Below are 25,323 nucleotides of genomic sequence, written 5' to 3' on the forward strand. Positions count from 1 at the left end.
CATTTCCGGCCTGTGCCGTCGCGCTGACACTTCGAGGAGGACACCGGCGTCCCTCAGGCTTCTCGAGTCCACCCGTGGAGGCGGCGCCGGTTCTCCTGCGCCTCACGTCCACTCCTCGACTCCCGAAAGCACTGGTCATGAAGCCGCGCAACGTGTCACCGCGTCGATTACGGCGCACAAGAACCGTACTGATCCTCATCGTCGCGCTGCTGGCGCCGAACGTTGTAACGTCGCCGAACGCCGCCGGCGCCGACACCGTCGCCGTCCCGCCCGCGCTGCCGCACCCGATCCAGTTGCCCCAGCAGCCGGTGATCTCCAGCGACCGGGTCGGCTACCTGCCTGCGTCCTCGTCGGTGGGTTCCCGGGGCGACTACACGCTGACGATACCGCTTGACGTTCCGGCCGGGCGGGCCGGCATGCAGCCCGCGCTGACCCTGGCGTACTCCAGCCGCAGTGGCGACGGGCCGTTCGGCCGCGGCTGGTCGCTGTCCGGGATGTCGTCGATCACACGCTGTGGGGAGTCGCTGTCCACCGAGGGCACAGGGGCGGGTGTCCGGTTCACCAACAAGGACCGTCTGTGCCTGGACGGGCAGAAACTGATGGCGGTCTCCGGCAACTACGGGGAGTCCGGCACGGAGTACCGCACCGAGGCCGACAGCATGGCCAGAATTGTGCAGCAGGGGCTGAAGGCGGAAGGGCCCGGCGTTTTCATGGTCCACACGAAGGACGGGAAGGTCAGCGAATACCAGCCGTGGATCGCTCCACGCTCGGCGTTCGCCGTCGACTACTGGGCGGCGGGCGGTCCGCCGGAGACGGTCACGACCGCGGCCGGGGTTCCCCGGGTGGCGTGGCTGCTCACGAAGGTGCGGGACAGTTCGGGCAACGAGATCCGGTACCAATACCACCAGTTCGACGGAGCGCATGCCTTCGAGGTGCTGCCCTACCGCATCACCTACACGCACGGCCCCGCCGGCGCGTACGCCGACGCCCGCCGCTTCGTCGAGTTCGACGTCGTGAACCGGCCCGACCCCGGCTCGGGGTGGCTCAACGGTGTGCAGTTCGCCTCGACCAAGCGGGTGGCGGCGATCAAGATGTTCGCACCCAACCCGGCCGGCACGGAGGAGGTCTGGCGGTACGACCTGAGCTACGAGCAGAGCGCGGCGAGCCAGCGAAGCCTGCTGACGAAGGTGGAGAAGTGCGCCCTGACCTCGTGCCTGTGGGCCAAGGAGTTCACCTGGTCACAGCCCGCCAGCGGCCCGTCGTTCCAGAAGAAGGACATCGGCCACATCGACCTCGACACCAGCGGAGCACCGGGAGACTGGCCGGATCTCCAGTTCATGCCGTCCATGAGGATCGCTGACTTCGACGGCGACGGCATGGACGACCTGTTCTACTTTCGTGGCGGATGGGACGAGCAGTTCCAGGACCCCTACGGGAGGACATTCGTCCGGCGGTCCCAACCGGGAGCGCCGCTCGGCCTGCTCTCCGGCGAGGTGTGGAAGGCCACCTATGTGGCCACACCCGAGTGGCCCACCAACGTCTCCGTGCCGATGGCACGGCCGGTGGACTTCGACAGCGACGGCAAGGCCGAGATCTGGGTGCCCGTCCAGCGGGTCCAGGGCAATGGCGTCCCTGAGCCCCATGCGCGTTACGAGCTGCTGAGATGGGACGACACCGCCGAAGAGTTCGAGAGCACGGGGATCGTGGGACCCTCCTGCGACGGCGGCGGCCAGGTCTATGGCCTGTCCCTCCCCTGCGTTCCCTCGGACTGGGCGGACATGAACGGCGACGGCCGCCTGGACCTGGTGCAGGGCACGAAGATCCAGGGGGTGATCGAGGGGGCCTTCGCCTACGACTGGGACTACGGCGGCTACGAGATCCGGATGAACGAGAGCGGTTCCTCTTCCTTCGAGCCGCTCGGGCCGCCCATCGCCTCGACGGTGGCGGCGGGCTGCCCGGCCCGGGTGAGCGACCTCAACGGTGACGGCCGCGCCGAACTGCTCTCGGGGGAACGCAAGGTCGTCGACGGCGACCTGAAGTGCGCCACAACCGGCTGGGCACTGGGGCTGGGCGCGCAACCGGGCACCTCGACCGCCACCGCGCAGCACGTCTCGGCGGGCACGGCGCACAACCGGTTCCTGACCCCGAACCAGTACCTGTGGGGCGTGAAGTCGGGCGACTTCAACGGCGACGGCCTTGAGGACACCGTCTTCGGGCAGGAGGGCTTCCTGGCCTGGAACACCGGGAACGGGGTGCGCTTCCAGGAGGACGTCGGCCTGGGACTGTGCGACAAGAACTGCCACGTCGCCGACATGAACAACGACGGCCGGTCCGACCTGGTGAAGTTCGGCGGCGGCGCGGACGGGGGCGCCACCATCTGGATCGACCTGTCCAACGGCGACGGGACGTTCACGCAGAAGGAGATCGCCGGTGGGAACCACCTCGACATCCCCGCGTTCGGGGCCGTCCTGTCCGGGGTCGGCGACTTCGACGGCGACGGCCGCAAGGACCTGGTCACCGTCACCGAGGACGGTCAGCTCACCGTGTTCCAGCAGCAGCCCCGCCTGGACGACCTGCTGACGGCGGTCAGGGACGGGACGACGGCCTGGCCGAGGGAGGAGATCGCCTATTCCGCCGAATGGTCGAACGATCCGGCCGGCAAGAGCGCCTACCAGTGCCAGTACCCGCTGCTGTGCCTGCGCAAGGGCCTGGTCGTAGTCCGCAAGACCGTCTCCCGCTCGCATTTCGTGAACCCGGCCGTCCTGTCGGCGGGCACCCGGGAGACCCACTACGCCTACGAGGACCCGGTCGTCCACCTGCGCGGGCGCGGCTTCCTGGGGTTCGGCAAGGTGGCCTCGTGGGATCCGGCGACCGCGACGGAGACGATCGCGAACTACGATCACCGCGTCTCGGCGCACAACGGCAAGTACCACCCCCATGTCGCCTTCCCCAAGTCGCTCACCGTCAAGACGGCCATCCTGACCGAGGCGCAGGTGGCCGCCCAGCCGGCCACCGCGACCGCGCGCGTCTCCAGGACGGTCAACTACGAGACCGAGGTACGCCTGCTGAACGGCGGCGCCACCTATCTCACGCTGCCGAAGAAGTCGTTCGTCAAGGAGTGGGAGGAGCCGGTCAACCTCACTTGGGGGCAGACGTTCCCCGCCCAGAACGCCCACCGGGAGCACATCTGGGACCTGGCCGAACCTGCCGAACCGGCCCGGCGCACCGACCTGCAGACTGCCTACGACGACTACGGCAACGTGACGGCCGTCTATCTCGCGGTCAAGGGCGGGACCAAGGAGTGGATCAACACCACGTACGAGAACAGGACGGCCGGCTCCTGGCATCTGGGCCTGCCCCTGACCCAGAAGACGACCAGGGCGGAGGCCGACGGCGACCCCGGACCGGCGGTGCGGAGCGTGACCTACTCCCACAACGCGGCCGGCCTGCTCGCGACGGTGGAGGTGGAGAAGGACCATCCGGACCCGAAGGTCCGCCGCACGATCGGCTACGGGTACGACCCGCTCGGCCTGCCGACGACGATCACCACCAGCGCGCCCGGCGTGGCGGCCCGCGTCCAGCACATCGAGTACGCGCAGCTCTATCCCCAGGCTCCCGATGAGCGCGTCCACGCCTCTCAGGTCTGGATCGAGCGGCCGGCCGGAGCCGCCTACGTGCCCTCCACCTGGAGCGTGGTCCATCCCGCCTACGGCCTGCCGGTGGTGACCATGGATGTCAACGGCGTCCAGAACACCAGCACCTACGACGCCGCCGGGCGGCTCAGAACCCACCAGCGGGACGGACGGGACAAGGCCGTCTTCGACTACACCGGCCGCCCGGACACCTACGGCGGCGTCAACGGCCTCACGATGACCGCGACGATCGGCGGGCGGACGGCGACCGTGACCACCGACGCGCGCGGCCAGGCGCTGTCGGGATCGGTGCCCGGCTTCGACGGCACGCCGATCACCACCACCGCGACCTACGACCGCATCGGCCGGCTCAAGTCCGGGACCAGGCCGGGGGGCATCCCGGGCGTCACCGTCTACGGCTACGACACCCTCGACCGGCCCCTGAAGGTCAAACTGCCCGACGGCAAGGTGGCCACCTCCTCCTACACCATGTTCGAGAAACGGTCGTGGGACACCGGAGGCAACGAGACCCGCGTCGCCGTGGACGTCAACGGCCGGGTGGTCGCCAAGACCGACGTGCTGGTCAAGCAGGGCCAGCCGGAGCAGTCGCTGACCACCACCTACGACTGGGAGCCGTTCGACCTGCTCGACAAGGTCAAGGACCCGCAGGGCGCGGTCACCGACTTCGGGTACGACGCGCTGGGCCGCGGCGTGAGCGAGACGCATCCCGACCGCGGTCACAGTTCGGCCGTCTACGACGGCCTCGACCAGGTCAAGCAGCAGACCCGCGGACCGAGTTCCGAGATGTTCGGCTACGACGACCTGGGCCGCCTGATCACCCGGCAGGCGGGAGAGGGCACGTCCACCTTCGTCTGGGACACCGCCGCCAACGGCCGCGGCCGGGCGGCGTCGGCCACGAGCTCGGACGGCATCACCACGGCCTTCCGGTACGACACCCTGGGACGCAGGAGCGGGGCCGACCTGATCGAGGGACAGGCCACCTACAGTTTCGACTACGCCTATGACTCCGGCGGCCGCCTGACCAAGCTGGCCTACCCGCAGGTGCCCGGGCGGCCGCGCCTCACCGTCGAGCAGAAGTACAACGCCTGGCAGCATCCGGACCGGCTCGTCGACGTCTCCGATCCCGCCGCCCCGGTCACGATCATGGAGATCACCGGCCGCAACGCCGACATGGCGCTGACCGACGCGACGCTGTCCGGCGGAATCACCCTGCACAACGACCTCGACCCGCTGACCGGACAGCTGACCGGCCAGCAGGTCGCCAAGGGCGGCGACACCCTGCTGGAGACCGCCTACACCTATCGGGACGACGGGCTGCTCAAGACCCGCACCACACAGGAGCAGACCGTCGAACGGGCCGAGACCTTCGACTACGACTCCCTGGGCAGGCTGACCGCATGGGGACTGGGCGCCGACGCGCCGGGCGGACCCGCCCCGGTTCCGGTGACCACGACCTACGGATACAGCGCCGGCGGCAACCTCACCACCGTCCACCGTGGTGGAAACCCCGTCGAGCACCGGACCTACGGCAAGCCCGACGGCACCCAGCCGCACACCCTGACGAGAATCACCGCACTGCCGTCCCACGCCTACACCGACTACTCCTACGACGCGCAGGGCCGCAACACCACCCGGACGGGCCCGGTGGGCCGCACCATCGGATACACCTCCTTCGACCTGCCCAAGACCGTCGCCCAGGGCAGCAACACCTGGAGTTTCCTCTACGACGCCATCGGCCGCCGCACCAGGAAGACCAGCGGCGCGGCGACGAGCCTCACCTTCGCGGGCCTGTACGAGAAACGGGTCTCCGGCCCGAAGACCGAGCACCTCTTCACCGTCGGCACCAGCCAGATCGTCCACGACGAGCAGACCGGCGCCAGCAAAACCCTGCACCTGGTGACCGACTCGCTCGGCAGCACGACGCAGGTGGTGGGCGCCGACGGGGCCGTGCACCAGCGGTCGTACTACGACCCGTTCGGCCGGCGCGTCAACGCCGACGGCAGCATCCTCACCGGCGGGCCCGGTCCCGTACGGGCCGGATTCACCGGCCACGAGCACGACGACGACCTCGGCCTGATCAACATGAAGGGGCGGATCTACGATCCGGCCATGATGCGGTTCCCGACCGCCGATCCGCTCACGGAGCCGCTCAACGGCCAGAACTGGAATCCCTACAGCTACGTCAACAACAGCCCGCTCAATTACACCGATCCCAGCGGTTACAACCCCGTCGATCCCGCCGGTCCGTGTCCCGACGGCACCATCTGCGTCGTCGCGGCCAGCCCGCCCCGCGCCGGCATGGGTGACCCCACCTACTGGCTGGGGGTGGTGATGGCGGGCAGCCCGTACGGCGGCCCGATGGGCCCGGCCCGCTCCGACGCCGACGGCACGATCGGCCCCTCGTTCTGCCAGGTCGGCTGCCACCTGGGCCACAACGGCTACAACGGCCGGGTGACCCCGGGCCAGGGCGACTACGGCCGCACCTGGGGCCGCATACTCGCCGACGAAGTTCTGATCCCCCTGGTCTGCGGGTTCGACTGCAACACGGCTAACGCCCCGCAGACCAAGGAGGAGGCCGACCGCGCGATCCGCTCGCACACCGACACCGACAAGGTCCTCAACGCCTTCTACACGGCGATCAACCTCGTCAACATCCCCAAGTTCAGGACGAGCCCGCTCGACGACTTCCGGCCGGGTTTCGGAGGCACGAGAGGACCGGGCGGCGCCGGCGCCCGGCCCAGGCCGTACGTGCTCGAACTGCGGCCCTATCCCAATGGGGACGTGACCTGGGTCATGCCGGGCGGCACCGGCAAGGGGATCGCCGGCCACGGCCTGGACACGGGTCTGGGCGAAATGATAGTTCCGCCCGGTGCCAGCGTGACGGCCCCGGCTCCCGGGGTCATGCTCGACAACGACATCGCCATGATGATGGAGACGGGCGACTGGGACGGGATCGGCGACATCCTCCGGAACGGCGCCCCGGAGCGGATCCAGCAGGTCGAGGGCATGGGCACCCACCTGCCCAGCTCGGCACTGCCCGACTACGTCGTGATGCCGCCGGACTGGGATATCACCATCATGTCGGCGTCGGTCACCGTCGACGTGCCCACGTCCCTGTCCACGTTGGTCCCGGAGGGATCGGGCAACTGGTGCCTGGCGACCTGCACCTTCTTCAACGGACCCATCTTCTGAGTGCTGCCCCGAGCCGGAGGGCCGCATGGATTCGCATCCATGCGGCCCTCCGCGTGCCCAGAGTGGTACGGCGGACCTCCCCCAGGAGTGGCCGGAGACCTTTCGACCCGGCGTGCACACGCTGGACGCATGACAATCACGTGCGCACGCGACAGCTCACTCTTCCTCGCCGCCGCCGGCCTCGACCCGTTGCACGCCGACGCCCTGTGCGCCGAGGTCCCCTCGCTCAACGCCTCCTCGGACGTCGCCGGGCTGGTGGACGTGCTGCGCCGCCTCGTGGCCGTCGCCGGGACGGCGGACACGTTCACGGCGGCGGAGTGCGTGGCCGCGACGCGTGACCTCGGTCTGCTCCTCGGCTCCATCAGGCGACACGGGCCGCAACCGCTCGCGGTGGTCCCGGCGGCCGTGCAGACGCTGCTGTTCCTGGGCGCCCGCACCGGAATGGTCCCCCGGGACACCGTCCTCCACTATGGACCGGGCAATCCCCAGGGGCCGAGGCGGCGCCGGTACGTCGGTGGGCCGGCCGAGGACGCCATGATCGAGTCGGTGCGCCGCTCCGCTCCGGCGGTGGAGGACTTCATCGAGCTCCTCCTCGAACTGACCGGGATCGATCCCGGGGACCCGCTGTTCGCGGAGGTGTGCGCCCGCACCGAGCCGGAACTGGACACGCTGATCGCGGCCATGGATCTGATCCGCGAGCACGTGCCCCCCGCGTTCTTCGCGCAGGAGATGCGGCCCTATTTCGAGCCGGTCGACGTGGGCGGCAGGTCGTACCTCGGGCCCGCTCCGGCGCAGTTGCCGCTCTACCTGGCCGACACCGTGCTCTGGGCGTCCGACCAGCCGGTGCCGGGCTACGCCGCCTTCCAGTCGCAGGTGGACGAGTACAACACGCCCCTGGTCCGGTCGCGGTACGCGGCGCGGCAGGGCACGGGTTCCCTCGTGTCCCGCCTGGTGGGCGCACTCCGCGAGTCGCGTGATCCTTCCCCGGCGTTGTGGGCGAGCGTCGAGGGGGTCAGGAGGATCCTCCGTCGGTTGATCGTCTTCCGGGGGCGCCACCTCACGTACGCCCGCCGCACCGACGACGACCTGGTCCGCCTCTTCCACCACGGAAGCGCCGGCCACACCGTCGACCTGCCGGCAGAGGTCCTGCTCCTCACCCGGGAATACCGCGACGTCCTGGCCCGCCACGGGTCAGCGGGCTGAGCGGCTCCCCGGCTCGCCGTCGCGGAGCTCCGACCACGGCACGCACTCCGATCCCATTCCGATCTCCCGCATCGCCTGGGCGTAGATCTGATGCCTGCGCATCGCCTCGCCGTACCTTCCCGCCGTCAGCAGCACCTGGATGAGGCGCAGGTGGGTCTTCTCGTCGAAGGGGTCCTGGGACAGCAGCCGCAGACAGTGGCGTACGGCCTGGTCGAAATCGCCGCCGGCGGCCGACAGGTCGGCCAGCGCGCGGAGCACGGCGAGGTAGGCGGAACGGCATTCCTCCCGGAGCGGGACCGCCCAGCCCTCGTCGGCGTCCTCCTCGAGGAAGTCGCCGCCGTAAAGGGACTCGGCGTGGCCGAGCAGGTTCGCCGCGTCCGGGCCGCCCCGCTGGTAGGCGTCCAGCGCGGTGTCGGCCGCCCCGCGGAAGCGCCGCACGTCGAGGTCGAGCGCGTCCGTCTGGAGCTGGACCGTGGTCCGCGTCGCGATCAGGGGTCCCTCGTCGGCATTGGCCAGCACGCCGCGAACGGCGTACAGCAGGACGGACAGCCGGTTGCCCGTGACATTCTTCTCCTCGGGCCACAACAGGGTCATGAGCTGCTCCCGGGAGACCGGCCGCCCCTCTCGGGCGATCAGGATCTTGAACAGGTCGCGTGCCTTCTTCGACTTCCATTCGGCGGCCGGCACGGGAACCCCGTCCCTGAGCACCTTGAAGGAGCCCAGCGCGTGCACCGCGATACGCGGCCGGGACGAGGCGAGGACCGCCAGAGACGAGGCGACGCGGGTGGCGCGCACCCCGTAGCGGTGCAGCCCCTGCTCGGCGGACTCCACGTCCGTGCCGGTCAGCAGCGCCTGAACCAGTGCCGTGCGGGCCGTTCCGACCGGGTGGAGAAGCTCCTGGAAGATCGCTGAGGCCTCTCCGAGCAGGGCGAGCTGGGCGGCGGGCGTCGCGACCGTCAGCGCGGTCAGTTCGAGTGATTCGGCCAGGCCGATCAGGTCCCTGCGGCCTCTGGCGAGATCCGCCGCTCCGGCGGCATCCTCGGCGGCTCGCGCGCGATCGCCGGCCAGCAGAGCCAGCCAGCCACGGGCGAGCATCGCCTGGACGCGGTGCAGGCCGTGACCGAGGTCCACCGCACGCTGGGCCAGGTCGCGGGCCGCGGCGAGATCGTCGGCCGCCCTGACCCTGGCCAGGCCGACCAGTGCCCAGCCGAGGCTCTGCAGGTCAGCCGACTCCTCGGCGGCCCGCAGGGCCTCCTCGTAGGCCGCCCTGGCCCGGGAGGCCTCGCCGAGTTCGCGGTAGACGTCGCCGAGGCCGACCAGCGCGTACGCCACCATCGCCGAGCCCAGGCGCTGGTACAGATCCAGCGCCGACCTGAAGTCGGCCGCGGCCTCCTCGAAGCGGCCCAGGATGATCAGCGCGCCACCTCTGTTGACCAGCGCGAGCGCGTGGAAGAAGTCGTAGCTCCCGGTCTGCGCGAGCTCCACGGCGAGGTCGGCCTCGCGGACCGCCTCGGCGGCCCGCCCCTCCTCCAGGAAGTGGGAGCTGAGGTTCGCCCGGATCCGCACCGTCTCCAGGACGTTGCCCGCGCGCTCGGCGTGTCCCAGCGCGCTGGCGTAGTGCCAGGCGTTGGCCCGCCGGTTGCCCTCCGCCGCCGCCAGCAGCGCCGCGGCCGTGTGGCTCGCGGCAAGTGGTCCGGCGTTGCCGCACTGCTGCGCGCCCAGCAGCGCGCGGTCCGCGAGAGCGCGGGCGTCCTCGAAGTCTCCGAGGGCCCAGTGCGCGGTGGCCGTCCAGGCCAGCAGCAGAACCTCGTCGGCCGTGTCGCCGTTGCCGATCACACCGCGCGAGTAACAGCGGAGCGCCTGGTCGAGGTTGCCGCGCAGGTGCCACAGAAGCCCCAGTTGCACCGCCACGCCCGGCGGGAGCGGACCGCCGCCGTTCGCGTCGCCCCGCGCTCGGAGAGCAGGTTCGGTGACGCGCCGCAGCCGTAATGCGTCGAGATTGTGGTGGAGCGCGGTCGCCGCCTGAACCACCACCTCGGCCTCGCCGGAGGCGATCAGGTGGGTGCCGTGCTCGGCGAGCAGCGACGCCAGGTACTCGTGCTCGCCGGCGTCGACCAGATGCCTGATCGCCTCGCCGTACATGGCGCGGGAGCGGTGGAAGTCGGCGGCTCGCCGGTGGAGCGCGCCCATGTCGTACACGCCGAGCGCCGCGTCGGCCAGCAGCGCGTCCCTGAGCGGAGGGATCAACGACCACAACGCCTCGGGGGCGTCGGCTACCTCGGCAAGACCATGGCCGGCGAGAAGGGGCAGCACGTCCTTCGCCGTGTCCAGGCCCAGCGCGCCGCACAGGGAAATCGTCACCCGGTTGAGCACGGCGACGTGCAGCAGCAGCCGATGAAGGCTCTCGGTCTCACCGGCGCCGATCGTCGCGGCCAGATGGCCGAGCAGCGGGCCGCCCCGGCGGCGTAACCGGGCGAGCGCCGGTTCCGGCCCCTGCGGCGACCGGGCCGCGAGCGAGTCGGCCGCGTGGCGGACGACCGCGGGCCAGCCCGAGGTCAGGCGCCACACTTCGGCCGCGAGCCCGCCGTCGCCCGGGACGGCCGACTCGAGCACCCGCGCCACCTCCCGCACGTCGAAGGCCAGATGCTCGGTGCCCAGTTCCGTGACCCGGCCGCGCTCGCCCGGCCGGCGCACCGGGAACGGCAGGTCCGTCCGGGAGACGAGGACCAGGCGGAGGATCTCGGGTTCCGCCCGGCTCAGAGCCTCGACCAGCCGGGTCGCCGGCGAGCGGGGGTCGAGCTCGCGCAGGTCGTCCAGGACGAGGACAACCGACCGTCCGACCCGCTCCGTCAGGGTCCGCAGCAGGTCGGCCGCCTGGGAGTCGGGGCTCCCGGGCGCCAGGTCCATGGGCAGGCCGGCGTGCTCGACACGCAGCGCGGAGAGGATCTCGCGCACGAGCCGGCTGTGGTCGTTGTCGTCGCGGTGGAGCGTGAGCCAGCACGCGCCGGCTCGCCTGGCCCACCCGGCCACCGTGACGGTCTTGCCCCAGCCGGATCCGGCGACGACCGTGGTCAGCCCGCGCAGGACCGCCTCGTCCAGGGCCCTGGTGGCGCGCCGGCGCTCGATGTGGAAGGACGGCATGGGAGGAGGGGTCGTCTTGGCCGGGAGCGCAGTTCCCATGTCGAACTCCCCGAGTCGCGCCTCAGCGCGTCATTGTTCCGCATGCAAGAACGTTCCGGCCAGGGCGGGTCGGACCCTCCTAGCGTACGGAGTGCATTCCGGGGCATAGGGGAGGGGACCCATGCGTTTCAGTGAACCGTTGACAATAGCCATTCACCTGGACAAGACCTCGCGGACACCGTTGCACGCCCAGATCGAGGGGCAACTTCGGGAGGCGATCCGCACCGGCGCTCTGGCGCACGGGGACAGGGTGCCGTCGACGCGTGCCCTCGCGGTCGCCCTGGGCGTGTCGCGCTCGGTGACGCTGCACGCCTATCACCGGCTCTTCGCCGAAGGACTCCTCGAGGCCCGCTCGGGATCGGGGAACTTCGTCTGCCATGAGGAGCAGCGCAGCGCCGGGCGCACGGGCAAGGGGAACGGCGACGGGCATCCGCGCGAGCTGGACCTCACCCCGGCCGGCCCCTGCTCGGCGTCTCTGCCGGTGACGGCATGGCGGTCGTCCTGGCGCACCGCCGCCCACCGGCCGCCAGGGCACGACGTGCTGCCGCCCCGGGGCTGTCCGGAACTGCGCGAGGCCCTCGCCGTCCATCTGCGCAGGCACCGCGGTCTGCGGTGCACGGCGGATCAGATCTTCATCACCTCCGGACGCGCCCACGCGCTCGACCTGCTGGCCCAGGTCGGCACCCGTCCCGGCGACCGCGCGGCGGTCCAGGAGCCCGGGCCGTCCGACGCCCGCCGCCTGCTCGCCCTGCGCGGGCTGCACACGGTCCCGCTGGCGGTCGACGAGGACGGTGTCCTCGTCCGGGGGCCGCTCCCCGACATCCGGCTGGCCCTGGTCTCGCCGGCGCAGGGGCACCCGCGGTCCCGCCTGTCCGTCCCGCGCCGGCGGGCGCTGATCGCGTGGGCCAGGTCGTCGGGCCTGCTCCTGGTGGAACTCGAAGGCCAGGCCTTCGTGCAGGACGCCAATCCCTGCGCGCCGCTCGCGACCTCTGGCGAATACGAGCGCACGGCGTACGTCGGCTCCTTCCGCGACGTCCTCTCCTCGGCTCTGGACGTGGGCTACATCATCAGCCCGCCTGAGTTGGACGGCCCGCTGACCGACCTGCTTCAGCTCATCCCGTCGCAGCCGCCCCTGGTCGCCCAGCGGGCGCTGGCCGGACTGCTGCGCGAAGGACATCTCGCCCGTCACGTACGGCGGTTGACCGCCGCGCACGCCGCCCGGACGCGGCTGGTCCGCAAGGCCCTGCTGCCGCTGCGCGGTCAGGTCGACGAGGTGGGGTTCGACGGCCTGAACGCTTTCGTCCACTTCCGCCACCTGCCCGCCGGTCTCGTCGCGGATCGACTGCGCCGCCGAGGCGTGCTCGTCGGTGACGGGAGCGCCCACTGCTTCTCGGAGGGACGGCACAACAGCATCGTCATCGGATGTGCGCGGCTCGACGAACTCTCGCTCCAGCGGGGCCTGAGCACTCTGGTGGCGGTGGTGGGGGAACTGCGCGAGCGGGACGGCTCGCTGGACGAGGCGACCTCGGCATGAACGGTCCGCTCTGCCTGCCCTCTGTGTCCGGAATGGCTATGCACGACGTGGCGATCACACCCGATCGTGGGGGCATGATCGACCATCAGGAGCTCTATCCGGGATTCATCCACCTCCCCGGTGACGAGACGCCCGATCCCTTCCGGCCGTTCACGGGCGCCGACGCCCAGCGGCCGTGGTTGCTCGACTTCCACTGGCCACGCGGCCTGACCCCGATGGCGTTCTCGCTCGCCGAGGACTTCTCGCTCACCTCGCAGCTCGCGGCGGAAGGACTGCCGCTGGCCACCGGCCGGGGCTTCGCTCAGCGCGCGGTGGGCACTCACCTGTACTTCTCCGAGATCAAGGTCGCCGACGCCGGCGAGATCGAGGCGCGGTCCAGGCGGTCGGCGCGCGCGGTCGCCGCGTTCACCGCGGACTTCGCCGGAAACTGGGGCCGGCGGCTCGCGGAGCTGCGGAGGAGCCTGGCCTACTTCGAGGCGTCCGGCCTCCAGGGCGCGACGATCGCGGAACTCGGCACGCGGCTTCGCGAGGCGAGGGCCTTTCACCGGCGGGCATGGGCGATCCATTTCGAGGTCATGTATCCCCTGCTGCTGCACTGCCTGGACTTCCAACGGCTCTGCGACGACCTCGGACTCGGCCGGGAGCAGGTGGTGACCTATCTTCAGGGCTACGACAACAAGATCCTCGAAACCGACCGCCGGCTCTGGGACCTGGCCCGGGACGCCCGCCGGGCCGGGCTCGCCGGGCTCTTCGCCCGCACGGAACCCCACCGGCTCGGCGTCGAACTGCGCAGGGCCGGTGGCGCGGCGGCCACGTGGTTGTCCCGGCTGGATGACTTCCTGGACACCTGGGGTCATCGAACCGAGGGCACCTCCGACGTGAACCTGGCCACCTGGCACGAGGATCCGCTGCCCGTCCTGGGCACGATCAAGACCTTCCTGCTCAAGCCGGAGGGCTTCGATCTGTCCGCCGCCCAACGCCGGGCCGCGGCGGATCGGGAGGAGGCGGTCGAACTGGCCCGGCGGCGGCTCACCCGGGCTCGCCGCCTCGACTTCGACGCCGCGCTCGCGTCCTGCCGGCAGGCGAACTTCGTCTGGTGGAACGACGAGCACAATTTCTGGATCGACCTGCGCGTGGCCGTCCCCATGCGGGAGGCGTGCCTGGCGGTCGGTGACGCGCTGGGCACCGATCGCCGGGACGACCCCCTCTACCTCTTCTGGCCCGAACTGGTGGACGTGGTCGAGGGCAGGACCGCCTGGCGCGACATGGCGGTGATCGTCGAGGCGCGACGGGTGCACTACCAGCGCTGGCTCGACCGGCGGCCACGCATGCCGAAGGCGCTGGGGACGACGCCGGAGAAGGCGGACGACCCCGTGATCCAGGAGATCTTCGGCGTGCGGGAAGGCCTCCTTCACGCGGCGGCCGGGTCTGCCGGGAGCCGCGTGCTGGCCGGGCTGTCCGCCTCTCCGGGGGTGGTCAGGGGCACCGCGCATGTCCTGCACGACGCGGACGAACTCCACCGGATCGCCCCGGGGGAGATCCTCGTGTGCGAGGCGACCAGCCCGAACTGGACGCCCGCGTTCGGGAAGATCGCCGCATGCGTGACGGACCTGGGCGGCATTCTGAGCCACTCCGCCATCGTCAGCCGGGAGTACGGTGTCGCGTGCGTGGTGGGGGTGGGGGTGGCGACGCAGGTGATCCGGTCCGGTGACCTCATCGAGGTCGACGGCGACCGGGGACACGTGCGGATCCTCCGTGGGGCGGCGCGGTGACGGCGCCGGTGCTCTGGCTCTCCGAGCTGTCGCGCCTGCCGTACGAAGAGGCGAGGGCGGGCGCGGGCCCGAAGATGGCCCGGCTGGCTCTGCTGCACCGGCACGGGCTGACGACTCCGGGTGGCTTCGTCGTCCCGGCCGCCAGGTTCCATGAGTTCCTGACGGCCGGCGGCTGCCGGGAAGTGCTGGACCGGGCCCGGATCCCGATGTCGGCGGACTCCCGGACCGTCGATCAGACCGTCGACGGGCTCGCGGACGCCCTTTCCGCCGCCATCGAGTCGACGCCGATGGCGGCCGATCTCGTGGCCCAGGTGGCCGACGCCCATGCCGCCCTCGCCTTCGACCGCCGGGAGGCCGATCTGCCGGTCGCGGTGCGCAGCTCGGCGGTGGGGGAGGACACCGCGGAGGCGAGCTACGCGGGCCAGTACGCCTCCCGTCTCGGGGTGCGCACGGCCGAGGGGCTCGTCACCGCGATCAGGGACTGCTGGGCGAGCGCCTTCTCCGCCTCCTCCATCCGCTACGGACTGCGCTACCGCGCAGGGGTGGAGACCGCGATGGCCGTCGGAGTCCAGGAGCTCGTCTCGGCCTCGGCGGCGGGTGTGGCCTTCTCCGCGCATCCGGTGACCGGGGACAGCGAGACGATGGTCGTCGAGGCCTGCTGGGGACTGGGCGAGACGGTCGTCCAGGGAACGGTGATCCCTGACCACATCGTGGTCGGCAGGGACGGGCGCCGCCTGGAGACCCGGGTGTCCACGAAGCGGCGGGTCGCCGTGATCGATCACGCGGCGGGCCGGGTGAGGCAGGTGGACATGCCCGAGCGGTTCACCGAGGCGCCGGTCCTGGACGACGAGCGTCTCGGCGCCGTCGTCACCGCGCTACTCGCGGCCGAAGTCGTCCTGCGCCATCCGGTCGACGTCGAATGGGTCATCCCCACGCGGTGGCGTCCGGGCGATCCCGTCGTCCTGGTCCAGGCCCGGCCCATCACCCGCTGAGAAGCCTCCCGGTCAGCGCAGGGCGCGCTCCAACTTGGCCGACGCCGCGCCGACGAGGCGGGCGAAGCGCTGGGTGTTCTGCGCGACCTCGACAGTGGGTCCCGCGACCGAGATCGCCGCACGGGCGATCCCCGACGCGTCGCGCACGGGCACCGCGACCGAGGAGAGCCCCAGCCCGATGACGTCATGGGTGATCGCGACTCCGCGCGCCTTGATCTCCGTGAGGGAGCGGTCGAAGTCCGCCGTGCGGTACGGGGGCTCTCCGGCGGGACGGGCGAATCCGGCCACCCGTCGCAGCGTGGCCAGCTCCGGGTTGAACGCCGCGATGGCCTTTCCCGAGCTCACCTGATGGGCGGGGATACGCCGCTCCACCTGGGCGAACCTCCGCATGTGCGGAATCGGGGACAGCCGCTCCAGATAGACGACGTCCGCTCCGTCGGGGACCGCCAGGTGCACCGTGCACGACGTGAGCTGACGGAGATGCTCCAGCAGGGGCAGCGCCGTGCGGTGCAGGCGGGCCCGTCTCGCCGCCAGCTGGCCCAGCTCGATGACGCGGATGCCGAGCCGGTACCGCGCGGACTCGGGGTCCTGCTGGATGTACCCGCGCGCGGTCAGTGTCGTCAGGAGCCGGTGCGCGGTGCTCTTGGAGACGTCGAGCCGGCGCGCGAGTTCCGATACGCCGAACTCCTCGTCGTCGATGAAGCAGTCCAGCAGCTCCAGTGCGCTGAGAACGGACTTGAGCCCCCCGTCGACACCGGGCTTGCCCCCCGCCGTGTCGATCATGCCTACCTCCGAACGCCTGTTGGTCAAAACCCTCGGAAGCGTACGTTTCAGGCATCCTCGAACGAACCCCGGAACTCGGTTTATTAGGGAACCAGGGTCAAAGACTGGGGTGTTTCCCGGGGAGTCCTCCGGGTGCCGTCATGGATCCCTCATGGCAGGCTCATCCTGTCGGCGTCCCCGGGCGGAGCACGGATCCGCGCACCAGACCACTCCGCTCCATGTCGGCTGATGTTTGCGGGCATTTCCCCGGCGCTTTTCGCAACAAATACTCGAGAAGTGGAAATTCCGGTGGAGAGCAAATGGAGAAGGCCGTGAAGAGTCGTACCGTCGCGGAACCGTACAAGATCAAGATGGTCGAGACCATCAAGACGACGACGCCCGACTACCGTTCCTGGGCGATCAGGGAGGCTGGCTACAACACCTTCCTGCTGCGCAGCGAGGACGTCTACATCGACCTGCTGACCGACTCCGGCACGAGCGCGATGAGTGACAACCAGTGGGCCGGGATGATGCTCGGGGACGAGTCGTACGCGGGCGCCAGGAATTTCTACAACCTGGAACGGGCCGTGCGGGAGATCTACGGATTCCAGCACGTCATCCCCACCCACCAGGGGCGCGCCGCCGAGCACATCACGTCCCAGTTGCGGATCGAACCCGGACAGTTCGTGCCGATGAACATGTACTTCACCACGACCCGTGAGCACGCGGAGCGGGCCGGAGGCACCTTCGTGGACTGCATCGTCGACGAGGCGCACGACGCGGCCAGCGAGTTCCCGTTCAAGGGGAACGTCGACCTCGCCAAGCTGCGGCGCATCGTCGACGAGCACGGGGCCGACTCGATCGCCTACCTGTCCATCGCGCCCTCGGTGAACATGGCCGGCGGGCAGCCCATGTCGATGGCGAACCTCCGGGAGGTGAGCGAATGGGCCAGGGCGCACCAGGTGGCCATCATCTTCGACGCGACCCGGGCGGTGGAGAACGCCTATTTCATCCAGCGGCGGGAGGCCGGCTACGCCGACAAGACCGTACGCGACATCCTCCGGGAGATGATGAGCTACGGCGAGGGCTGCACCATGTCCTCGAAGAAGGACAATCTCGTCAACATCGGCGGTTTCCTCGCGACGAACAACGAGCAGTTCGCCACCGCGGCCAAGGAGATGGTCGTCATCTTCGAGGGGCTGCACACGTACGGCGGCATGGCGGGACGCGACATGGAGGCGGTGGCGCGCGGGATCTACGAGATGGTGGACGACGCCTACATCGCCAGCCGGGTGCAGCAGGTGGAGTATCTCGGCGGACGCCTCAGAGACGCCGGCGTGCCCGTCGTGCTTCCGATCGGCGGGCACGCCGTCTTCCTCGACGCCCGGCGTTTCCTCCCCGACATTCCCGACGACCAGTTCCAGGCACAGAGCCTGGCGGCGCATCTCTACGTCGACAGCGGGGTCCGCGGCATGGAACGGGGCATGGTCAGCGCGGGGCGGGACCCGGTCACGGGCGACCACCACCGGCCCAAGCTCAGCCTGGTCCGCCTGACGATCCCGCGCCGCGCCTACACCAACCTGCACATGGACGTCGTGGCGGAGAGCTGCATCGCCCTGCACCGGGAACGTGACAAGATCCGCGGCCTGCGCATGGTCCACGAACCGAGGTCGCTCCGGTTCTTCCAGGCCCGCTTCGAACTCCTCGACTAGCCGGATCCCACGATGGCGGAAGAGGCGATCGAGATCAGGCATCTGGGAGGGCGGGCACGGGAGTTCACCGCCGCCAGCGCCGCCTGGCTGGACCGGCGGGGACTGCGGGCCACGCTCCGATGGGACATGGCGGGTTGGGCCGGCCACCTGACCTCGGCTCCTCTGGCGGACGGGGTCAACCCCACGTTCGATCCGCGGCACAGTCGCCTGACCGGAGGCGACGCCTTCTGGATAGCCGTGCGGGAGCACTCGGGAGAGATCTCCGGGTGCGTGGCCATGCGCCTGCTGGTGACCCCGGATCTCCTTCGCCTGGCCGAGTCCCTGCGCCTGTGGTACGACCCGGTTCCGGACGTGTTCGGCGAAGTCAGGTTACGGCGCCTGCCGCACGACGAGCTGATCTCCGGCCGGGTCGCCCACGCGGGGGGTCTGTGGGTACGTCCGGCGCGGCGCGGGGGCATGCTCGCCTATCTGCTGGTCCACCTCGCGCGGCTGCTGGCGGTGGACCGGTTCGACAGCGGGTGGGAGACGAGCGTCACCTTCGACAAGCTCGCCCTCAAACCGAGGTTCAGGGCCGTCCACGGTTTCGACCACGTGGTGCCTCTTCTCCAGGGCTTCTTCCCGCCGACCGGCCGGATCGAGCGGATCCACCTCAACTACAGCCGTCCTCGGCGCATTCTGGACATCCTGCCGTCGTGTATCGAGACACTGAGCGCGGATGGGGTCATGACATGCCACGATCACTGACTGACGAGATCCTCGAAGAGGCGTCCAGCGACAACGTCTGGCGTCCCCGGCTGCTCGATCCCGCTGACGAGGCGGACGCCAGGCGGCTGACGGCGATACGGGACTCGGGCGTCGTGCGCCGCGTGCACGACACGCTTGAGGCACAGGCCGGTCAGCTCGCCCGGACCCGCAATCCGCACCTGGCGGCGGACGACCCGCGTCTCACCGGATGCGTCGAGGAGATCCTCGGTGGGCGCCAGATGGCCGACTACGGCACGTGGGTATGGTACCCGTGGTCCGCCCGGCTGGTCCGCGTGCTACCCCGGAGCGAGTTCCGCGAACTGCGCACCGACCGCAACCGATACAAGATCACCGCAGCCGAGCAGCTCGCGCTCGGCCACCGGCGCATCGGCGTGATCGGCCTGTCCGTCGGCAGCGCTTCGGCCATCACACTGGCCCAGGAGGGCGTGGGCGGCTCCTTCAAGATCGCCGACTTCGACCAGGTGGAGCTGTCCAACCTCAACCGTCTCCGGGCCGGCGTCCACGAGCTCGGGATCCAGAAGACGGTGGTCACCGCGCGGCACATGGTCGAGATCGATCCCTACCTGGACATCACCACCTACCCGGACGGCATCCGGCCCGACACCGTCGACGACTTCCTCCTCGGGGACGGGCCGCTCGACCTCGTCGTCGAAGAGTGCGACGACCTCTACGTGAAGGTGGCCATCCGCGAGGGAGCCCGTGCCCATGGGATCCCGGTGGTCATGGAGACGAACGACCGGGGGATGCTCGACGTCGAGCGCTTCGACCTCGACCCCGAGCGGCCCATCTTCCACGGGCTGCTCGGCGAGGTCCGGGCGGAAGAGCTCCAGGGCCTGGCGACCAAGGACAAGGTCCCGTTCGTGCTCGCCATTCTCGACGAACGACGACTGGGCACCCGGATGGCGGCCTCGCTGCCCGAGATCCAGCAGACGCTGTCCTCCTGGCCGCAACTCGCCTCCGGGGCCGCCGTCGGCGGCGCGGTGACCACGGAGGCGGCCCGCAGGATCCTCCTCGGCGAGGCGATGCCGTCCGGGCGCATCTACGTGGACCCGTTCGACGACGCGCGCGCGGAGGAGATCCTCTACCGGGAGCCCGTCGCCGCCCCGGCGCCACCCGGGCCGGTGCCCGAGGCCAGAACCGCGCCGGTCCTGCCCGCCGAACCGGGCCGGTCCGAACGGATCACCCCGGACGCGGCGCGCTGGATCGCCGCCATGGGGACGCTCGCCCCGTCACCGCACAACAACCAGCCCTGGCAGCTCACCTGGCAGGAGGCGGGCCAACAGCTCGAATGCCGGCACGACGGCTCCCGCGATCTGCCGACCCTCGACTTCGAGAACGGCGCGACCTGGGCGGCCTTCGGCGCGTTGAGCGAGAACGTGCGCATGGCGGCGGCTCGTCTCGGGTTCCGATCCCGGGTGCTGACCTGGCCCGACCCCGGCCGGCAAGATCTGGTCTGCGTCGTGAAGCTGACACCCGACCCGCGGGTCGGCGAGCCCGAGCTGTTTCCCGCCATCACGCGCCGGGTCACCAACCGCCGCCGGGAAGAGCCCAGACCCCTGGCCGGCGATGTGGTGTCGTGCCTGACCGAGGCCGCCGCCGAGTTGGGTGCTCACCTGCGGCTTGTCACGACGGACGTGGACCTGCGGACGATGGCGGACCTCATCGGGGCGGCCGATCGCATCGGCCTGCTCAACCCCGCGATCCACGCCGAGACGATGCACGGGTTGCGCTGGACACCCGAGGAGGTGCGGGCCAAGCCACACGGTGTCGACGTGACCACCATGGAGCTGACCGCGTCCGAGAGGGCCGGCCTCCGGCTCCTGACGCAGCGGCGGGTGATCGATTTCCTCGCCGAGATCGGCGGCGGCCGGGGTCTGGAAGAGCTGGCGCGCAAGCAGGTCGCCACCGCCTCCGCCATCGGGTTGCTCACCGTGCCGGGGCTGTCCAGAGACAGCTACTTCCTCGGCGGCCGGGCGATGCAACGCGTGTGGCTGAGCGCCACCGCCCGGGGAGTCGCCCTGCATCCGATGACGAACCTCCCCTACATGTTCGCCCGGCTGGAGCGGGGTGGCGGCGCCGGACTTTCCCGGGCGGAACGTGACGAGCTCACCGCGCTCCGCGGCCGCTACACGCGGCTGTTCCCGACACCTCCCGGCCACGCCGAGGTCCTGCTCTTCAAACTGGCCCACGCGGGCCCTCCCACAGCGCGCGCCCTGCGGCGTCCCCTGGACGAGGTGCTCACCCTCGCCCCGCCGCCGCGTCAGGCGAGCGCGTTGCCGGGGAGCAGCCCGCCCAGCTGATCCCGCCGGGCGATGCCCAGCTTGCGGTAGGCGCTGGAGAGGTGCACCTCGACGGTCTTGTTGGTGACGAAGAGCCGCTGCGCGATCTCCCGGTTGGTCAGGCCCTGCGCGGCGAGCGCGGCGGTGCGCAGTTCCCGGGGGGTGAGTGACTGCGGGCCGGTGACGGCCGTGCGGCGCGGGCGTGCCCCGAGCGCGTGCAACTCCGTGCGGGCCTGCTCGGCGAGGGGAGCCGCCTCGCACCGGGCGGCCAGGTCGAGACCGGTGGTCAGGTGGCTCCGGGCCTCTCCCGGGGAGCCGGCGCGGCGCAGGGCCGCGCCGAGGGCGATTTCGGTCTTGGCGAGTTCGAGCCGGGACGACGACCGCAGCAGGACCTCACGGGAATCCTTGAAAAGGGTGACGCTCTCGGGGCCCTCGGTGAGCAGGGCGGTGACGCGCAGGGCACGGCCGATCGCGAAGGGCGCGCCCCAGCGCTGGGCGAGCGCGACCTCCTCCCGCGCGTGCTCCAGGGCCTCGCCGGTACGTCCCAGGGCGTGCAGGCCGAGGGCCGCCTCCGAGCGCCAGGCGTTGAGCGCGGGATTGCGACCGCCATGGCTCTCGAAACGCTCGCCCGCGCCCAGTGCCGCCCGCAGGGCCAGTTCAGGCTTTCCACGAGCGCGCCACAAGGCCGCTTGGGCGAGGAGCGGCATGAAGTACACGCCGACCGCGGACATCGGATCGACGTTCGCGGCAGGGGCGAGAACGGCCTCTGCCTCCTGGAGGCGGCCCTGCTCGACGAGGAGTTCTCCGTACAGGCCGGTCGCGAGGGGCACGCTGATCCCCATCCGCGCGATCTTCTGCACGTCGAGGGACATCGCGAGGTCCGCTTCGGCCTCCGACAACTCTCCTCTGCGCAGCCGGACCATGCTGCGGTACAGATGAGCGGAGCCCAGCGTCAGGCTGGTGCCCCGCGCGCCTCTCAGGAGGGAGTCGGAGACGGCCACTCCCTCGTCGAGGTCATGGAGGTTGACCGTGAAGTAGGCGCCCAGCGCCATGGACAGGTCGCCGGCGGCCGTCTGCTGGAGGGAAGGGCTGGCCAGTGCGCGCCGGGCGAACGCGAGCGCTCCCGGATCGCCGTCGTAGCCATCCGCCATGGCCAGCATGGCGTCGAGCATCGCGGCGTGCAGCGTCCCGATGGGTGGAAGACCCCGCAGCCGGCCCCTCCGGGCCAGGATGCCCTGCTGCCCGACCGCGACGAGGGGGACGCCCAGCAGGACGGCTTCCAGGCCGCGGTGCAGATCGTCCTCCTCGGGCGGCAGAGCGCCGATTGTGGCGGTGAGCAGGGTGACGGCTTCGTGCACGCGCCCCTCCCACAATTTCACCAGTCCGAGGGAGAGGGCGGCCTCGACCCTCGCCAGCGGATCGTCCGTGAGCGTGAAGGCCGTCTCCTGGTGGCCGATGGCCGCCGTGAGGTCGAATCGTGCCGAGGCGTGGGCCGCAGCCGACAGCAGGGGCAGCCGGTCGTGCTCGGACAGGGGAGCGGTCAGGGCGTGCTGGAGGTACGTGTGAGCCGCCTCGGGCGTGCCGCGGGCCAGCGCCTGTTCGGCGGCCCGCCGCAGGACCCCGACATGCGCGGCCGAGGGAGGAGACAGGTGCAGCAGATGCGCGGCGATCTCCTCGGCACGGGCGCCGGCTTCGATGAGCGAGTGGGCCGCCACCGCATGGGAGGCGATGCGCCGCCCGCCGTCCATCTCCTCGTAGACGCTGGTGCGGATGAGCGGGTGCACGAACTCGTAGGTCCCGCCGAGCACTCCGGGACCGTGCTGGATGATGTCGGCGTGCCGGAGCCCGGCGACGGCCGTCACGACGTCTTCCGCGTCGAGCCCGGTGAGCCGGCAGACCTCGACCACGTTGGCATGGGCGCCCAGGACGGCGATCGCCTCGGCGACCTGGGTGTGGTCCGGCGAGAGGCGGCCCAGCTCGACGGCCACGCGCTGGGCGACGGCGCGCGAGCCGATGCCGACGACGCGGTCGGCGCTGTCGGCGCTCGGCGGCACGTCCTCGGCGGACAGCGCGCGGGACAGCTCACGCACCAGCAGAGGGTTGCCGCCGGTGGCGGCATGGCAGGCTTCGGTGAAGGCCGGGTCGGGAGACCGGTCGAAGACGTCGGTGAGGACGGCCGCCACTCCCTCGGCTGTCAGGGGCGCCGGTCGCAGCACGTGGCTCACCTGATCGCTGGTGATGATGCTGAGCAGGTGGGTGGCGGCCTGCGGGTCGTTCGGCCGCATGCCGATGACCACGAGCAGGTTGAGGTCCTCCAGACGGGGCTGCAGGAAGGCCAGGAACCGGAGGGAGGACTCGTCTGCCCAGTGCAGGTCGTCGATGATCAGGGCGAGCGGACCGTCCCCGCAGATGTTGGAGGTCAGCCAGAAGAGGCCGTAGAGGAGGGCGAAGTCGCCAGGTACGGGCCGATCGGCGCTGTCCTGACCGAGGACGTTCCTGGCCTCGAGCGCCGCTCCGGCCAGCCACGAGTCTCGCCGAGCCGGCTCGGCCGCGGCCAGGAAAGGCTCGAACAATTGGCGAACTATTCCGAAGGAATAATCACGCTCCAATGGTGACCCTCGTGCGCTCAACACCCGGAGACCGGCGTCAACGGCCAGGCGTCGCGCTTCGCGAAGCAGGAGCGTCTTTCCCACCCCGGTGTTCGCGGTGACGATCTGGAAACCCCCGGCACCGCCGACCGTGGCCGCGACGGCGGAGCGCAGCGCGGTCAACTCTCTTTCCCGTTCCAGAACCGGCTCGCGTGGCACAACCCAAACGTGCAACTCCGGCCGACCGCATGTCAACCCCGAATGGCGAATGGCGCATACGCTTACCGGATGTTCACCGGGCGGAATTCCCGACGTCAGAAATTGTCGGCGCATGCCGCCGGTGGTGCGAAATGTGAAATGGCCGCGTAACGGCGATCCGCGCGTCCGAGCGTTGATTGGTCTGCTCCAGACAGGTCCTTACAGGCTCTCTCGCGCACGTGCTCCCCGGGCGATCCTTGGAACAGCCAGTCGCCTATGTTTTGGAGGGCCGCAGTCCCATGATCAGCGCGATCGCCGGAGGGATTCGCATCGATTCGGATGACGTCGAATCGATTGCCGAGGGCGTACGTGAACTGGTGCTGGAGGTCTTGGCGCGCAACGGGCTGAGCCCGGCCGACCTGATAGACGTGATCTTCACCTCCAATCTCCGCTCCTCCTTCCCCGCTTTCCACGCACGCCGGCTCGGGCTTCACGACGTCCCGTTGATGTGCGCCACCGAGCTGACCGAGGCCGGCACCCCCGGAGTGGTGCGGTTGCTGGCGCATGTCTCGGCGGAGCGGGGGTCCATGCGGGCCACGAACGTCTACTTACGGGGGGCCGCTCCCTATTGCGCCGGGACGGAGCGGTGAACGTGCCGCGCAGCGTGCTCGTGACCGGCACGGGTCTCATCGGCACCTCGGTCGCGCTCGCCCTTCGCGCCCGCGGCGTCGCCGTACAGCTCTTCGACACCGACCCGGAGGCGTTGCGGCTGGCCCGCGATCGGGGCGCGGGAGAGGAATGGCGCCCTGGCGAGCCCGTTGACCTCGCGGTGATCGCGGTTCCGCCGCATTCCGTCGCCGAAGTCCTCGCCCGCCTGCAGGCCAGCCGGGCGGCCCGTTGCTACACCGATGTGGCCAGCGTGAAGGTCGTGCCGATCCGCGAGGCGCGGCAACTGGGCTGCGACCTGGTGTCCTACGTCCCGGGCCATCCGATGGCAGGACGCGAGACGTCCGGCCCCCTCGCCGCCCACGCCGGTCTCTTCTCGGGACGACCTTGGGTGCTGTGCCCGACGGGACACGCCTCCCAGGAGGCGCTGGCCATGGTCCGGCAGATGGTGTCCCGGTGCGGCGGGCGGCTCGTGGAACTCGACGCGGCCGTGCACGACAAGGCGGTGGCCCTGGTCTCGCACGCCCCGCACGTCGTCGCCGCCGCCATGGCGGCTCAGCTCGCCGACTCCGCCGAGACGACGCTCGGCCTCGCGGGGCAGGGGTTGCGGGACATGACGCGGATCGCGGGAGGGGATCCCGTCCTGTGGGCCGACATCCTGGCCGGGAACGCCAGCGCCGTGGCCGAGACCCTCGACGCGGTCGCTCACGACCTCACCGTCGCCGCGGCCTCCCTGCGCGCCACAGGGGACCGCATAACGTCGCTGCTCGAACGCGGCGCGCACGGGAGAAGCCAGATCCCGCCGCTGCTGGAGCAGGCGAGCTGAG

13 protein-coding genes are annotated in these 25,323 nt (G+C 70.7%); 10 read left to right on the forward strand and 3 right to left on the reverse strand.

Annotated elements, in window-relative coordinates; genetic code table 11:
* The first annotated feature begins 137 nt into the window (after window positions 1-137).
* Together GT755_RS30145 and GT755_RS30150 are read left to right on the forward strand one after the other, a co-directional pair.
* On the forward strand, window positions 138-6,845 hold the full coding sequence (locus GT755_RS30145) for an RHS repeat-associated core domain-containing protein (RefSeq protein ID WP_161482959.1): 6,708 nt from the start codon (window positions 138-140) through the stop codon (window positions 6,843-6,845).
* Window positions 6,846-6,974: 129 nt separating this feature from the next.
* Entirely contained in the window at window positions 6,975-8,048 is a 1,074-nt protein-coding gene (locus GT755_RS30150; protein ID WP_161482960.1) for a monodechloroaminopyrrolnitrin synthase PrnB family protein, read from the forward strand.
* Here GT755_RS30150 and GT755_RS30155 read toward each other — a convergent pair.
* A complete protein-coding gene (locus GT755_RS30155; protein WP_161482961.1) occupies window positions 8,037-11,228 on the reverse strand; it encodes a tetratricopeptide repeat protein in 3,192 nt (1,063 codons plus the stop codon). The genes GT755_RS30150 and GT755_RS30155 overlap by 12 nt on opposite strands.
* Window positions 11,229-11,349: 121 nt before the next feature.
* On the opposite strand from GT755_RS30155, the gene GT755_RS30160 reads away from it, so the two are divergent.
* The 3 genes from GT755_RS30160 to GT755_RS30170 all read left to right on the forward strand — a co-directional run bounded on the left by GT755_RS30160 (window position 11,350) and on the right by GT755_RS30170 (window position 15,526).
* Window positions 11,350-12,762 carry an aminotransferase-like domain-containing protein gene (locus tag GT755_RS30160; RefSeq protein ID WP_161482962.1) on the forward strand — a complete coding sequence of 471 codons (1,413 nt, stop codon included), beginning with the start codon at window positions 11,350-11,352 and terminating at the stop codon, window positions 12,760-12,762.
* A 74-nt stretch (window positions 12,763-12,836) separates the two neighbouring features.
* A complete protein-coding gene (locus tag GT755_RS30165; RefSeq protein WP_161482963.1) occupies window positions 12,837-14,534 on the forward strand; it encodes a PEP-utilizing enzyme in 1,698 nt (565 codons plus the stop codon).
* Window positions 14,531-15,526, forward strand: a complete 996-nt coding sequence (locus GT755_RS30170; protein ID WP_161482964.1) for a PEP/pyruvate-binding domain-containing protein — start codon at window positions 14,531-14,533, stop codon at window positions 15,524-15,526. Before GT755_RS30165 ends, GT755_RS30170 begins: the two co-directional genes overlap by 4 nt.
* 12 nt (window positions 15,527-15,538) lie before the next feature.
* Here GT755_RS30170 and GT755_RS30175 read toward each other — a convergent pair whose 3' ends face one another.
* Window positions 15,539-16,309: an IclR family transcriptional regulator gene (locus GT755_RS30175; RefSeq protein ID WP_161482965.1), complete on the reverse strand. Its 771-nt coding sequence runs from the start codon at window positions 16,307-16,309 to the stop codon at window positions 15,539-15,541.
* Window positions 16,310-16,620: 311 nt separating this feature from the next.
* On the opposite strand from GT755_RS30175, the gene GT755_RS30180 reads away from it, so the two are divergent.
* From GT755_RS30180 to GT755_RS30190, 3 genes are read left to right on the forward strand one after another with little or no spacing between them, the layout of a single operon-like run.
* Window positions 16,621-18,000 (forward strand): tyrosine phenol-lyase, encoded by a 1,380-nt coding sequence (locus tag GT755_RS30180; RefSeq protein ID WP_328794548.1) that lies wholly within the window; start codon window positions 16,621-16,623, stop codon window positions 17,998-18,000.
* Between the two features lie 12 nt (window positions 18,001-18,012).
* Window positions 18,013-18,744 (forward strand): hypothetical protein, encoded by a 732-nt coding sequence (locus GT755_RS30185; RefSeq protein WP_161482967.1) that lies wholly within the window; start codon window positions 18,013-18,015, stop codon window positions 18,742-18,744.
* The gene (locus GT755_RS30190) at window positions 18,729-21,065 is read left to right on the forward strand and encodes an Rv1355c family protein (protein ID WP_161482968.1); all 2,337 of its coding nucleotides are present in this window, start codon (window positions 18,729-18,731) and stop codon (window positions 21,063-21,065) included. Before GT755_RS30185 ends, GT755_RS30190 begins: the two co-directional genes overlap by 16 nt.
* Here the strand turns inward: GT755_RS30190 and GT755_RS30195 are convergent.
* On the reverse strand, window positions 21,026-23,965 hold the full coding sequence (locus GT755_RS30195) for a helix-turn-helix transcriptional regulator (RefSeq protein WP_235967622.1): 2,940 nt from the start codon (window positions 23,963-23,965) through the stop codon (window positions 21,026-21,028). The two genes, GT755_RS30190 and GT755_RS30195, sit on opposite strands and share 40 nt — an antisense overlap.
* A gap of 164 nt (window positions 23,966-24,129) precedes the next feature.
* Between GT755_RS30195 and GT755_RS30200 the strand changes: the two genes are divergently transcribed.
* Both GT755_RS30200 and GT755_RS30205 read left to right on the forward strand, forming a co-directional pair.
* Window positions 24,130-24,480 (forward strand): chorismate mutase, encoded by a 351-nt coding sequence (locus GT755_RS30200; RefSeq protein WP_161482970.1) that lies wholly within the window; start codon window positions 24,130-24,132, stop codon window positions 24,478-24,480.
* On the forward strand, window positions 24,477-25,322 hold the full coding sequence (locus GT755_RS30205; protein ID WP_161482971.1) for a prephenate dehydrogenase: 846 nt from the start codon (window positions 24,477-24,479) through the stop codon (window positions 25,320-25,322). The genes GT755_RS30200 and GT755_RS30205 overlap by 4 nt, the downstream gene beginning before the upstream one ends.
* Window position 25,323 lies beyond the last annotated feature (1 nt).

Origin of the sequence: Herbidospora solisilvae (genome assembly GCF_009901565.1) — a bacterium.
Classification (GTDB): Bacteria; Actinomycetota; Actinomycetes; order Streptosporangiales; family Streptosporangiaceae; genus Herbidospora; species Herbidospora solisilvae.